The organism is Streptomyces noursei ATCC 11455 (assembly GCF_001704275.1).
GTDB classification, from domain to species: Bacteria; Actinomycetota; Actinomycetes; order Streptomycetales; family Streptomycetaceae; genus Streptomyces; species Streptomyces noursei.
The window spans coordinates 8,252,070-8,264,998 of sequence record NZ_CP011533.1; the positions used below are offsets into that span (position 1 = coordinate 8,252,070).

12 protein-coding genes are annotated in these 12,929 nt (G+C 72.4%); 3 read left to right on the top strand and 9 right to left on the bottom strand.

Going from position 1 to position 12,929, the window contains the following annotated elements; genetic code table 11:
- Positions 1 to 83: 83 nt before the first annotated feature.
- Entirely contained in the window at positions 84 to 914 is an 831-nt protein-coding gene (locus tag SNOUR_RS35325) for a LysR substrate-binding domain-containing protein (RefSeq protein WP_312636183.1), read from the bottom strand.
- Positions 915 to 1,212: 298 nt separating this feature from the next.
- On the opposite strand from SNOUR_RS35325, the gene SNOUR_RS47550 reads away from it, so the two are divergent.
- Both SNOUR_RS47550 and SNOUR_RS35335 read left to right on the top strand, forming a co-directional pair.
- Entirely contained in the window at positions 1,213 to 1,878 is a 666-nt protein-coding gene (locus SNOUR_RS47550) for a hypothetical protein (RefSeq protein ID WP_067355265.1), read from the top strand.
- Positions 1,879 to 1,892: 14 nt separating this feature from the next.
- Positions 1,893 to 2,126, top strand: a complete 234-nt coding sequence (locus SNOUR_RS35335; RefSeq protein ID WP_067355268.1) for a hypothetical protein — start codon at positions 1,893 to 1,895, stop codon at positions 2,124 to 2,126.
- Between the two features lie 183 nt (positions 2,127 to 2,309).
- Here the strand turns inward: SNOUR_RS35335 and SNOUR_RS35340 are convergent, their stop codons facing one another.
- From SNOUR_RS35340 to SNOUR_RS35375, 8 genes are all read right to left on the bottom strand, one after another.
- The gene (locus tag SNOUR_RS35340) at positions 2,310 to 3,584 is read right to left on the bottom strand and encodes an alpha/beta fold hydrolase (protein ID WP_067355270.1); all 1,275 of its coding nucleotides are present in this window, start codon (positions 3,582 to 3,584) and stop codon (positions 2,310 to 2,312) included.
- A gap of 123 nt (positions 3,585 to 3,707) precedes the next feature.
- Positions 3,708 to 4,424 carry a GntR family transcriptional regulator gene (locus tag SNOUR_RS35345; RefSeq protein ID WP_067355273.1) on the bottom strand — a complete coding sequence of 239 codons (717 nt, stop codon included), beginning with the start codon at positions 4,422 to 4,424 and terminating at the stop codon, positions 3,708 to 3,710.
- A 69-nt stretch (positions 4,425 to 4,493) separates the two neighbouring features.
- On the bottom strand, positions 4,494 to 5,885 hold the full coding sequence (locus SNOUR_RS35350; protein WP_067355275.1) for an aldehyde dehydrogenase family protein: 1,392 nt from the start codon (positions 5,883 to 5,885) through the stop codon (positions 4,494 to 4,496).
- A complete protein-coding gene (locus SNOUR_RS35355; protein ID WP_067355278.1) occupies positions 5,882 to 6,886 on the bottom strand; it encodes a proline racemase family protein in 1,005 nt (334 codons plus the stop codon). Before SNOUR_RS35355 ends, SNOUR_RS35350 begins: the two co-directional genes overlap by 4 nt.
- 45 nt (positions 6,887 to 6,931) lie before the next feature.
- The gene (locus SNOUR_RS35360) at positions 6,932 to 7,849 is read right to left on the bottom strand and encodes a dihydrodipicolinate synthase family protein (RefSeq protein ID WP_067355281.1); all 918 of its coding nucleotides are present in this window, start codon (positions 7,847 to 7,849) and stop codon (positions 6,932 to 6,934) included.
- A gap of 78 nt (positions 7,850 to 7,927) precedes the next feature.
- Positions 7,928 to 9,463 (bottom strand): NAD(P)/FAD-dependent oxidoreductase, encoded by a 1,536-nt coding sequence (locus SNOUR_RS35365; protein WP_067355284.1) that lies wholly within the window; start codon positions 9,461 to 9,463, stop codon positions 7,928 to 7,930.
- Positions 9,444 to 9,764, bottom strand: a complete 321-nt coding sequence (locus SNOUR_RS35370; protein WP_067355287.1) for a (2Fe-2S)-binding protein — start codon at positions 9,762 to 9,764, stop codon at positions 9,444 to 9,446. Before SNOUR_RS35370 ends, SNOUR_RS35365 begins: the two co-directional genes overlap by 20 nt.
- Positions 9,765 to 9,808: 44 nt before the next feature.
- Positions 9,809 to 10,987 (bottom strand): NAD(P)/FAD-dependent oxidoreductase, encoded by a 1,179-nt coding sequence (locus tag SNOUR_RS35375; protein ID WP_067355290.1) that lies wholly within the window; start codon positions 10,985 to 10,987, stop codon positions 9,809 to 9,811.
- A gap of 189 nt (positions 10,988 to 11,176) precedes the next feature.
- Here SNOUR_RS35375 and SNOUR_RS35380 point away from each other — a divergent pair, with 189 nt between their 5' ends.
- The gene (locus SNOUR_RS35380) at positions 11,177 to 12,919 is read left to right on the top strand and encodes an ABC transporter substrate-binding protein (RefSeq protein ID WP_067355292.1); all 1,743 of its coding nucleotides are present in this window, start codon (positions 11,177 to 11,179) and stop codon (positions 12,917 to 12,919) included.
- The last annotated feature ends 10 nt before the right edge of the window (positions 12,920 to 12,929 follow it).

Genomic DNA, 12,929 nt, shown 5'->3' on the forward strand with positions numbered 1-12,929 from the left:
AGCCGGACAGCCCCAGGGGCCGGGCCGACTGTCGGCCCGGCCCGTGTCCCGGTGAGCCGGCGTCGGGACGCGACGCCGGACAGTCATGACATGGGTTCTGCGGGGCGCAGAAGTGAGACCAGCAACCCGGTGAACTGTGTTGCCGCCCAGGGGAGTCGACGGCCGGGCATCGTCTGCACCTGGGCTTCGCGGCGGCGGAAGACCGGCTGGTCGAGCGGTGTGTAGACGACGCCTTCGGCGACCGGGGCCGGATCGCCCAGGTTGCCGACGAGTGCGATACCGCCGCCGGAGCGGACGAACTCGTACTTCGTGGCCATCGCGTCGCAGACCAGGGCCGGCTGGAAGGTCAGGTTCTCCAGTTGCACACCGGTGTCGAAGAGGTCGCGCTGGGTCGTTCCGGTCGGGGGCAGCGCGAGCGGGTACGCGCACAGTTCGGCCGGGCCGACCCGTTCCCGGCCCGCGAGTGGGTGTCCGGGCGGGACGATGGCGGCCATCGGTACCGCGACGGAGCACTCGACCCGCACGTCGTGCTGCGGGCCCATCGCGTAGGTGACGGCGATGTCGGCGATTCCCCCGGCCACCCTGCGGGTCGCCTCCTGGTGGGGCACGCGGTCGAGGTGGAACGTGACGTCCGGGTGGTCGTGCCTGAAGGTTGCCATCGCGTGCGGCACGAGGCGGCGCGCGAAACCCTCCGAGCGGGCCACGGTGACGTGGCGGGCGTCCGCGCCGCCACCCGTGCGCAGTTCGGTCAGGAGCGCGGCGGACTCGGCCTCGCTGCGGCGGGCATGGGCCAGCAGGCGTGAGCCGGCGTCGGTCAGGGTCATTCCGCGCGGATGCCGGACGAACAGCAGGACGCCGACCCCGGCTTCGAGCTTGGCGATCTGCCGGCTGATCGCCGAGGGGGCGACCAGCAGGTTCTACGCGGCCTCGCTCACCGCCCCGGTGCGGGCGACTTCGAGAAAGTACGCCAGGCTCACCGGCATGAGCTGCATCGGACCTCCAGGGGGCGGGGCGTACTGCCCAACATCGGCGGCTCACTGCCCAACCACGTCTTCACCGACATCCTCGGCCTGCCCACGCTGTGGCTGCCGCACTCCTACCCCGGCCGTCTCCAGCACGCCCCCGACGAGCACCTGCTCGGCACGATCGCCCGCGAGGGCATCGTGTTGGCGGCCACGCTCCTCCACGCCCTCGGTCACCCCTCGACCGGCCGTGACCGGCGTCATCCTCACCCTCGGCACTCCGGTCGTGGGCCTGCTCGCCGACCGCTGCGGCCGGCTGCGGATCATGATCCCCGCCGCCGCCCTCATCGGCCTGAGCGCCGTCCCGCTGTTCAAGCTCGACGAGAAGTACCCGCAGCGGGGAGCCAGTGACGGTCTCACCGGCGAGGGCAAGCTCACCTACAAGGTCACGGCGTCCGTGGCCGACGAGAAGAGCACGACCGAAGGCGGGGAGGTGGGCGGCAAGATCACGCCCAGCATCAGCGGCGGCAACGGATCGGTCGGCGGCGAGGCCGGCTTCACCTACGGCTACTCCACCACCTCCACCACCAAGGTGCAGAGCACCCGGGAAACGGACGTCGAGATCGACGTCCCGCAGGGCAAGAAGGGATATCTGGAGGGTCGGGCCAACGGCGCCACCTACACCGGCTACAGCGTCGTCCGCGACCTCGACACGGGCAACAACCAGGAACACCTCATAGCCATCCCCGCAAAGGTCTTCATCCAGGCCGCGGGCAGCAGCAGCCCGGTCACCTGGGTAGCGGCTCAAGGCCGCGTAACAGGCCGGCCCGGCCCATGGCCCGGTCCGGGGAGATGCCTATGCTGCTCGCCGCGCAGTCTGTGTACGAGACGGGTGCGCCACTCCGGCGCCCCATGAGGAAAGGTGCAGTCATGGCCAAGCCTGTTCGCGCGGCCCTGGGGGGCGTGTGGATCAAGTGCAGCTTCTGCCAGGGCGATCTGTTCAGGGACCGTGAGGTGAAGCTCAACAGCTCCGGCATGGAGTTCATGAACCTGAGCTGGGCGAACGAGTCGGCGACCGGGCTGATCTGCTGGAACTGCGGCTATGTCCAACTGTTCGTGAACAGGGACCTCGAACTGTACAAACAGAAGAAGGGTCAGGGGTGACGTAGGTCACCCCTGAGGGTCTGGCGGACGTGATCGGCCACCCACGTGAACGGGGCACCGGCGCCACGCTCCGACCCCGGGCCGGCAGTGGACCACCTGCGCAGGCTCGGGGTGGGGCGGCGCTTCACCGGACACGGCTGACGGGACCGGAGCGGGGCGGAAGGCGCGGCGCGGCCGGTGGGGTCAGGCGCGGCCGGTCGCCAGGTCCATCAGACGGGCGAGGGCCCGGTCGCCGGAGGCCGATATCCCGTCGTGTTCCCATTCGTTGGTGACCCAGACCCGGGCGGCGCCGATGGTCCGGGCGGTGTCCAGGGACAGGCCGGCGTCGACGTACATGTCGTCGTGGTAGACGATCGCGGCGAGCGGGACGGTGTTGGCGGCGAGGCGGGCCGGGTCGTACAGCGGCGGCCAGTCGGTGCGTCGGGCCAGGAGGTCGGCGGCGTCCGTGAAGGGGCGCAGGCCGCGGATGTCCTCGAACATCCAGGGGTAGATCATCTCGCCGGTGAGCAGGAGCGGGTCGGCGTCCTCGGTGAATTCGGGGAGGGTGTCGAGGGCGCGCGAGGCCGCCCAGGCGGTGGGGCCGGCGCCCTGTCCGTACAAGGTCTCCTGGAGGACGGCGAAGAGCGGGTTGTCGGTGAAACCGGTCAGGGCCATCACCTGGTAGCGGAAGGTGTCGGTCAACTCGCCTTCGCCGTCGTTGTTCTCCAGAGCCTCGTCGAGCAGCCAGTGCAGGCGCTCGAACCCGTCGCCCATGCCGAGCAGGAGGCCGAGGGTCCGCAGTCGGCGGACGGTGAGCCGGTCGCCGTCGGGCAGGCGGACGTCCTGCGCCGCGAGCAGGTCGGCGATGCGGCGCAGGCGCCGGGCGTCGTCGGGGTAGCGGGCGTAGAAGTCGCGGACCCGGTCGCGTACTCGTGGATAGGTGCGGGCGTACACGTCGTCGGCGGTGGCGGACAGGCCGGGCAGGCCGCCGGCGACGTAGCACGCCTTGAGTCCTTCCGGGGCCTGGGAGAGGTAGGTGAGGGTGAGGAAGCCGCCGTAGCTCTGGCCGAGGGTTTCCCAAGGGGTGTCGCCGCACAGCTCGCGACGGATCAGTTCGGCGTCCGCGACGATCGCGTCCGCCCGGAAGTGGGCCAGGTGGGCGGCGAGTTGGGCCGGCTCCCGGAAGGCGGCGGCGGCTCGCGCCGTGACGGGGGTGGAACGGCCCGTTCCGCGCTGGTCGAGCAGCAGTACGCGGTGCGTCTTGAGCGCGTGGGCCAGCCAGCCGGGCGACGCGGCCGACGGGCGGGGAGACTTGCCGCCCGGGCCGCCCTGGAGATACAGCAGCCAGGGCAGCTCCTCGTCGACGCGGGACGGGTCGGCGACCTCACGGGCGAAGACCTGGAGGGTCTCGCCGCCGGGGGTGGTGTGGTCCAGCGGGACCGTGAAGACGTGATCGACGGTGGCGTACGAGGGATTCATGCCGATGAGTCTGGAGGGTGCCGGTGAGTCGGGGTAACTCCTGTTTTGTCATAACTCCGGGTTATGCGGCGCGCGTTGACGGGTCGCAGTCGCAGTCGCAGTCCCAGTCGCTCCGGACGCCGGTCATCGGGACTTCAGGCGGGCCTTGAGCCCGCCCGGGGTCGACTCGGGCTCCTGCGTGCCTTCCGCCCACAGTGAGCGCACATGGCCGAGGTGGCGGGTCATGCACTTCTGGGCGCCCTCGGCCTCCCCCGCCACCATCAGGTCGAGGAGTTCGAGATGCTCCTCGGCCGAGGGGATCAGCTGGTCACGCTCGTCCAGGGCGGTCAGGCCGTACAGGCGGGAGCGCTTGCGCAGATCGCCGACGGTTTCCACGAGCCGGTCGTTTCCGGCCAGCGCGAGGAGGGAGAGGTGGAAGCGACGGTCCGCCTCCAGGTAGCCGATGAGGTCGTGTTCGCGGGCGGCGCGGACGATCTCCTGTGCGATCGGGCGCAGTTCCTCCAGGTCCGCGCGGGCGGCGGTGCGGGTGATCCGGCCGACCATGGGGACCTCGATGAGGGTGCGGATCTCGGTGTACTGGTCGAGGTCGCGCTCGTTGACCTCGGTGACCCGGAAGCCCTTGTTGCGGACCGGCTCGACCAGGCCCTCGCGGGCCAGGTCGAGCATCGCCTCGCGCACCGGGGTCGCGGAGATGCCGAAGTCGTCCGCGAGGCCGGGCGCCGAGTACACCTCACCGGGCCGGAGTTCACCCGAGATCAGGGCGGCCCGCAGGTGGTGGGCGACCTGGTCGCGCAGCCGCTCCCTGGTGGTGTTGAGGTTGCGCTGCTTGAGGTGGCCCATGGTCGTGGTGTTCCCTTCGTGCCCTGCCCTCCGTCATCGGGCGGTCACCAGCGTACAATGTCACGTTGTTTATGCGAGGATCGATGGGAGCGCGGGGGTCAGCGTGTAGGTGCGCTGCGAGGTGTAGAAGTCCAGGGCGGCGTGTCCCTGCTCGCGTGGGCCGCTGCTGGATGCCTTGGTGCCGCCGAACGGCAGGTGGAAGTCGACGCCGCTGGAGGGGGCGTTCACCCGGACCATGCCGGTGTCGAGGTGGTCGAGTCCGTGCAGGGTCGCATCGAGCGTTGCCGTGTGCACCGAGGTGACCAGGCCGTACGGAACGGAGTTGGTGATGCGCACCGCCTGGGCGAGGTCGTCGGCGGGGAGCAGCGCGGCGAGTGGGCCGAAGACCTCTTCGTGCAGCAGTGGATGGCCGGGCGGCAGGTCCGTCACGAGCGCGGGGGCCGCGTACCAGCCGTCGCTCCCGGTGGGGGCGGCGGTGGCCACCGCGGGCAGTCCCCGCCGGGCTTCGATGACGCGGTCGCGGGCCCGCTCGCTGATGAGGGGGCCGCAGACGGTGGCGGAGTCGGCGGGGTCGCCCACCGCGAGTGCCCGCAGACGCTCGGCCAGTGCCTCGCGCAGGGGGCCGAGGGCCGCGCCCACCGCGATCACGCGGCTGGTGGCGGTGCACTTCTGGCCCGCGTAGCCGGCGATCGCGGAGGCGATGTGCGCCGCGGCGGTGTCGATGTCCGCGTCGGGCAGGACGATCGCCGCGTTGAGTCCGCCCATCTCGGCCTGTGCGGGGATGCCGCGTGCGGTGGTGGTGAGGGTGACTGCCTGGCCGACGACGGTGGAGCCCGTGAAGGAGACGGCATCGGCGGCCGAGACGACGGCGTTGCCCTCGGTAGCGCCGCCGGGCAACACGGTGAACACACCTGTGGGGACGGCCTGTTGGACGATCTCGGCGAGGCGTTGCGCACAGGCGGTGGCTTCCGGCGCGGGTTTGAGGACGACCGTGTTGCCGGTCGCCAGTGCCGGGGCGGCCTTCCAACTGGGGATCGCGAAGGGGAAGTTCCAGGGGGTGATGAGGCCGGCGACACCGTGTGGACGGCGGCGGGTGAGCAGCAGTCCGGGGCCCGCGGCCGTCTCGTGGACGACGCCGGTGGGCTCGTAGGGGGCCTGGGCGTAGTACCGCCAGATTGCCGCGGTGCGCGCCACTTCGGCGCGGGCTTCGGTGACCGGCTTGCCGACCTCCCGCACGGCCAGCGCGGTCAGTTCGTCCGCGGCGGCCTCGACGGCGGCGGCGATCGCGCCGAGCGCGGCCGAGCGGGCCGCCGCGCCGTCCAGCAGCCAGTGGGGCTGGGCGGCGCGGGCCCGCTCGACGGCACGGGTGGCGGCCCGCGCGCCGGGGGCGGGGACGTGCACGAGGATGTCGGACGGGTCGGCCGGGTTGCGGGAGACAACCGGGGGCGGGGCGTCACTCACAGGAGAAAACCTCCGGGGAAGGGGTCGTCGGGGTCGAGGAAGTACTGGGCGGTGCCGGTGATCCAGGCGCGCCCGGTGATCCGCGGTACGACCGCGGGCACCCCGCCGACCTCCGTCTCTTCGGTCAGCCGGCCGGTGAACTCCGTACCGATGAAGGACTCGTTGACGAAGTCGCGGTGCAGCGGCAGGGCGCCGCGGGCGTGCAGCTGCGCCATCCGCGCGCTGGTGCCGGTGCCGCACGGTGAGCGGTCGAACCAACCCGGGTGGATGGCCATGGCGTGCCGCGAGCGGTGTGCGTCGGAGCCGGGGGCGGCGAGATAGACGTGCTTGAGGCCGGCGATCTCGCGCTGGGCGGGGTGCACGGGCCGGTCGGGCGAGGCGTTGATCGCGTCCATGAGGGCGAGGCCGGCGGCGAGCAGGTCGTCCTTGCGGGCACGGTCGAACGGCAGCCCCAGCGCGTCGAGTTCGACGAACGCGTAGAAGTTCCCGCCGAAGGCGAGGTCGTAGCTGACCGTGCCGTACCCGGGCACCTCCACCGTCCGGTCCAGTGCGACGCAGAAGGCGGGCACGTTGGTGAGGGTGGCGGACTTCGCCCTGCCGTCCTCGACGCACACGTCGACGGCGACCAGCCCCGCGGGGGTGTCGAGGCGGATGGTGGTGACCGGCTCGGTGACGGGCACCATGCCGGTCTCGACGAGGACGGTGGCGACGCCGAGAGTGCCGTGGCCGCACATCGGCAGGAGTCCGGAGACCTCGATGAACAGGACGCCGTAGTCGGCGTCGGGTCGGGTCGGAGGCTGAAGGATGGCGCCGCTCATGGCGGCGTGCCCGCGCGGCTCGTACATGAGCAGGGTGCGCAACCGGTCCAGGTGCTCGATGAAGTGGAGCCTGCGCTCTGCCATGGTGGCGCCGGGGAGCACCCCGACGCCGCCGGTGATGACGCGGGTGGGCATGCCCTCGGTGTGCGAGTCGACGGCGTGGAAGACGTGTCGGGTGCGCATCAAGTCCCCTTTCTGCGGGTCTCGTTCGGAGAGGGGCAGCCGGGGTCAGCGGTGCCCTGTGGCGACGGACTTCTCGGTCGCCGCGCGCACCTCGGCCTCCACCGCGGCGGGCAGCGGCAGGCGCGGCGGCCGGGTGGGGCCGCCGGGACGGCCGGCGATGTCCATGGACGTCTTGATGGCCTGGACGAACTCGGTCCTGGAGTCCCAGCGCAGCAGCGAGTGCAGGGACGCGTACAGGGGCAGGGCGGTCCCGATGTCCTTGGTCACCGCGGCGCGGTACAGCTCGACGCAGGTGGCGGGGAAGGCGTTGGGGTAGCCGGCGACCCAGCCGACGGCCCCGGCGAGCGCGAGTTCGACCAGGACGTCGTCCGCGCCGATCAACAGGTCGAGTTCCGGGGCGAGTTCGGCGATCTGGTAGGCGCGGCGCACATCGCCGCTGAACTCCTTGACGGCCACGATCGCGCCCTCGCCGTGGAGGCGGGCCAGCAGGGCGGGGGTCAGATCGACCTTGGTGTCGTGGGGGTTGTTGTAGGCGACGACCGGCAGGCCGGCCCGGGCGACCTCGGCGTAGTGGGCGCGCACGGCGGGCTCGTCGGCGCGGTAGGCGTTCGGCGGGAGCAGCAGGACGCTGCCGCAGCCCTCCTCGGCGGCCTGCTCGGTCCAGCGGCGGGACTCGGCGCTGCCGTACGCGGCGACGCCCGGCATGACCCGGGCCCCGTCGCCCGCCGCGGCGACGGCGGTGCGCACCACACGGGCGCGCTCCTCGTCGGTCAGGGTCTGGTACTCGCCCAGGGAGCCGTTGGGCACGACGCCGTCGCAGCCGCTGTCGATCAACCAGCGGACGTGGTCGGCGTAGGCGTCGTAGTCGATGGAGAGGTCGTCGCGCAGGGGCAGCGCGGTGGCGACCATGATGCCGCGCCAGGGGCGGTCGGTGCTCCAGGCGGCGGGGGAGGTGGTGGTCATGAAGGGAACCCTTCTGTGGTGTGTGACATTTTATGGAGGGGGGGTGAGGGGGCGATCAGGCGGCATGTCGGCCGTCCGTCAGCCGACGGCATCGCTCCCGTCGCTCCGGTCTTCGGGGGCGGCCCCGTCCGACTCGGGGGCGGGCGTTCGGCCGAGGGCGCCGAGCACTCCCAGGGGGAGGGGAACGGCCAGCGGCCGGCGTTCGGGGGGCGGCGCCGGCTGCGCCCCCCGTGCCTGGGCGGCCAGGCAGGCCACGGCCGTCCCGCACATCCGGCCCTGACACCAGCCCATGCCGGCGCGGGTGAGGAGTTTGACGGTCCGGGCGTCCCGGGCACCGTAGTCGGCGACCGCCTCACGAATCCGGCCCGCGGTGACCTCCTCGCACCGGCACACATCCGTCGCGCCGTCGAGCCACTGCGGCCAGCCGGGGCCGGGGGCGTGGACGGCGGCCATCGCGTCGGCGAAGGCGCGCATGCGTGCGCGCCGCCGCCGTAGCTCCCGCACCCGCCGGGCGTTGCTCGCCATCGCCCGTCCACGCAGGCGTGCGGCGATCGCGATGCCAGCCAACTCGCCTTCCACCCTGGCAAGTTGAACGCCACCGACACCGCCGGTCTCGCCCGCGGCCCAGACTCCGGCCACGGAGGTCTCCTGAAGGGCGCCTAGTTCGAGGGCGTGGGTTCCCTCCACCGTGCGCCGGGTCGTGCAGCCGAGCCCGACGGCGAGTTCGAGCTGTGGGACCAGTCCGTGCCCGACCGCCAGCGCGTCGCACGCGATCCGGTGGCCGGACCCCCGTACCGGCCGCCACTGGCGGTCGAGCCGGGAGACCGTGACGGCCGCCACCCGGTCCGAGCCGTGCACCTGTGTCACCGCGCTCGACGTCCGCAGCCGCACCCGGTGCCGCAGCAGCGCCGCGCCGTGGACCGCGGCCTCCACCAGCTTGTGCGGATGGGACAGCAGGGCCCCGGGCCGGCGGGCGTACCCCAGGTAGTCCGACGCCTCGACCACCGCGGGGACGCGGGCCCCGGCCGCGGCGAGCGACGCGGCGACGGCGAGCAGCAGCGGGCCGCTGCCCGCCACGACCACCCTCCTCCCGGGCAGGACCAGACCGGACTTCAGCATCGCCTGCGCGCCACCGGCGCCCACGACCCCCGGCAACGTCCAGCCGGGGAAGGGAAGTTGACGCTCGTAGGCGCCGGTCGCCAGCAGCACCGCGCGGGCCCGCACTCGGACCGGGCGGTCCCCGTCGCCGTCCGCGCCGGTGACCGCATGCACGTCCCACGACCCCTCCGTGTCCGCTGCCCGTGCGACCGTCCAGACGTGGTGTCCGGCGAGATGGGTCACCTCGCCTGCGGCCAGGCGGCGGACCAGGCCGGCGAAGGCGGGCCAGTCGTGGTGCAGGGCTTCGGGGTGCGCGGCGCCGAGGTCGGGCGAGGGGTGCCGGTAGTACTGTCCGCCCGGCTGCCCGGAAGCGTCCAAGAGGGCGACGGACAGGCCGAGTTCGGACGCGGTGACGGCGCCCGCGAGCCCCGCGGGGCCCGCGCCGATCACCGCGAGGTCGTACTCCGCACCGTCTTCCAGGCCGCCTTCCGGGGCGTCAGACGCCGAGTTCGGCATGGCCGTGTCCCTCCTGGGTGGTGACGGTGTCTCCGGGGCGGGCCGGGACCAGGCAGGCCCGGCGGTTGGGCCGGCCGTTGACGGTGGCGAGGCAGTCGTAGCACTGGCCGATGCCGCAGAACGCGCCGCGCGGCCGGCCGCCGACGCGGGTGGTGCGCCAGGCGAGGATGCCCGCGGCCCAGAGTGCGGCGGCGAGTGACTGTCCGGGCAGCGCGGTGACCGGCCGCCCGTCGAAGGTGATCTCGAACGCGTCGTCAGTCGCCGCGCCGACGAGTGCGGCGGGGCTGCGGTCACGCGCCATGGCGCGGCTCCCTTCGGGGCGGGCGGCATGGGCCACCGGGGATGTCAGCACGCTTCACGTTCACGTCCACCTGCGCCTTCACCGAACCGTTCGGGCCGGAACGGGCGGACGTCCAGGGGAGGTTCGCCGCCGGCCGCCAGCGCGGCGACGATCTGCCCGGTGGCCGGAGCGAGACCGACGCCCGCCCCTTCGTGGCCGCAGGCGTGCAGCAGTCCCGGCCGGCGCGGGTCGGAGCCGATCGCGGGCAGGTGGTCGGGCAGGTACGGGCGGAACCCGGCGTAGGTGCGCATGGCCCGCACCGTGCCGAGTACCGGGAACAGCCGCACCGCCTGCGCCGCGAGGCGGTGCAGCGCCTCCACGGACAGCGTGCGGTCGAAGCCCACGCGCTCCCGGCTCGCGCCGATCAGGACGGGGCCGGCCGGGGTGCCCTCGACGACCGCGGAGGTCTGCAGGGCCGCCGAGCCGCTGGCGACATCGGCGACATAGTCGGCCGAGTACACCTTGCGCCGCACCACCCGCGGCAGCGGCTCGGTGACCAGGACGAAACCCCGCCGCGGACGCACCGGCAGCGTTACGCCCGCGATCCGGGCCAGCTCACCGCCCCACGCTCCCGCCGCGTTCACCACGCACGGCGCGTGGAGGTCGCCGGAGGGCGTGCGTACCCCCCGCACCCGACCGCCCGTCGTGGTGAGGATCCCGGTGACGGCCTCGCCGAGCCGTAGCCGCACCCGGCTGCCGGCCGCACGCAGCAAATGGGCGGCGGCCAGCGCGGGTTGCACCTGTGCGTCCTGTGGATAGTGGACACCGCCGGCGAGGCCGGGGGCCAGATGCGGCTCCAGGTCACCGAGCCGGTCGCCCGGCACCGCTTCGGCGCTGACACCGGCCTGCGCCTGCCGCGCGGCGAACGTCCGCAGCGCGGCCAGGTCCTCCTCGCCGGAGGCGACGACCAGACCGCCCTTAGCCTCGTACTCGATCCGCGGCGGGAGCGCCTCGCCCAGCTCGCGCCACAATGACGTGGACAGCTGGGCCAGTTCGAGTTCGGGGCCGGGCTCCTTGTCGGAGACCAGGAGGTTGCCTTCGCCGGCGCCGGTGGTCCCGCCGGCGACGGGGCCGCGGTCGATCACGGTGACGTCCAGGCCGCGCCGGGCGGCGTAGTGGGCACAGGCGGCGCCGATCACGCCCGCGCCGACGACGATGAGATCCGAAGAGTGTCTCGTGGGCACGTCAGTAATATTTCACATTGCACCTGCCTTGCCAAGGGTCCCGCGTGGCGGGAGATCGCCGGACCCGGATCTGCGGGTGCGGTCTCAACTCCCTTGCGACGCACCCCTTGTGCAGTGCAATTTCACATTACTATTTTACAGTCCACTCCGGCCGTACGCGGCTCCCGACTGTTCTCGGAGTGACCACTGATGAACAAGCGAACTTCCCTCGTCGCCGTCCCACTGGCGGCGGCCCTCGCCCTCGGAGCAACCGGCTGCTCCGGCGGCAACGCCGCGGGCGGCGAGGGCCGCGGCGCAAACCCCGCCCTCCTCAACCACGCCGCCGTCGTCGGCGGCGCCCCGAAGCGGGGCGGCACCCTCACCGTCCTGTCCAACCAGGACTTCACGCACCTCGACCCGGCCCGCAACTGGGTCATGAACGACATGGACTTCGGCACCCGGCTGCTCTACCGCACCCTGGTGACGTACCAGGCGGCGCCCGGCGCCAAGGGCGGCAAGCTGGTCCCCGACCTCGCCACCGATCTCGGGACCTCCTCCAACGGCGCCAAGACCTGGACCTTCCACCTGAAGAAGGGCGTCAGGTACGAGGACGGCACGCCCGTCACCGCGCAGGACATCAAGTACAACGTCGAGCGGTCCTTCTCGCCCGACCTGCCGGGCGGCTCCGACTACGCGGCCCGCTATCTCGCCGACGCCGACGGCTACAAGGGCCCGGCCGAGGGCAAGCACCTCGACTCCGTCAGGGCGCCGGACGACCACACCCTCGTCTTCGAACTCCGCAGGCCGTTCGCCGAGTTCCCCAACGCCACCGTCATGCCGACCTTCGCACCGGTACCCGAGAAGCGGGACACCGGGCCGCGCTACGACAACCGGCCGTTCTCCTCGGGCCCGTACGAGGTCAAGTCGTACGAGCGGGCCAAGCGGCTCGTCCTGGTCCGCAATCCGTACTGGGACCCGAAGACCGACGTGGTGCGCAAGGCGTACCCGGACCGACTGGTCGTGACGATCGGGCTGAAGCCCAACCAGATCGACGACCGGATGATCGCCGACCAGGGCGCGGACTCCTCCGCCGTCCCCTGGTACGCGCTGCGTCCGGAGAGCGCCGCCAAGGTCCTGTCGAACGCCGAGGCCAGACGGCGGCTGCTCGCCGAGTCGATGAACTGCACGGACATGGTCCAGATGGACACCGGGCGGGCTCCGTTCGACAACGTGAAGGTCCGCCAGGCGGTGCAGTACGCGCTCGACAAGGACGCGATCCTGACCGCGTCCGGCGGACCGGCCTTCAACGACCTGTCCACCGCGTACATGCCCGCCGCGCTCTTCGGCGGCAGACAACCCGACACCCTGAGGATTCCCGCCACCGGAGACCCCGCCGAGGCCCGACGACTGCTCAAGGAGGCGGGTGAGCCGGACGGCTTCGCCACCGAGATCACCGTCTCCTCCGGCGACAAGGGCCGCGCCGAGGCGATCCAGGAGTCCCTGGCCAAGGCGGGCATCAAGGTCACCATCAACACCGTCGACCCATCGGCGTTCTACGCCACCATCGGGGACACCAAGAACCGCACCGACCTGGTCTACACCGGTTGGTGTCCCGACTACGCCTCCGGCTCGACCTTCCTCCCCTTCGTCTTCGACGGCCGCTACATCAAGGAGAAGGGCAACACCGGCAATCACTCCCTCTTCCGCGACGAGCCGACCATGCGGCGGATGGACGAGATCGCCGCGATGACCGACGCCCGCCGGGCCGACGAGGCGTGGCAGCGGCTCGACGGTGAGATCCTCAAGCAGGCGCCGGCCGTCCCGGTCCTGGTGCGCCGCTGGCCCCTCGTGCTCGGCGGCAACATCGCCGGCGCCTACGGCCACACCTCCTACGGCGGCCAGCTCGACTATGCCTCCGTGGGTCTCAAGGACCCCTCCAAGAGCCAGAGTTGAAGGGGGACAC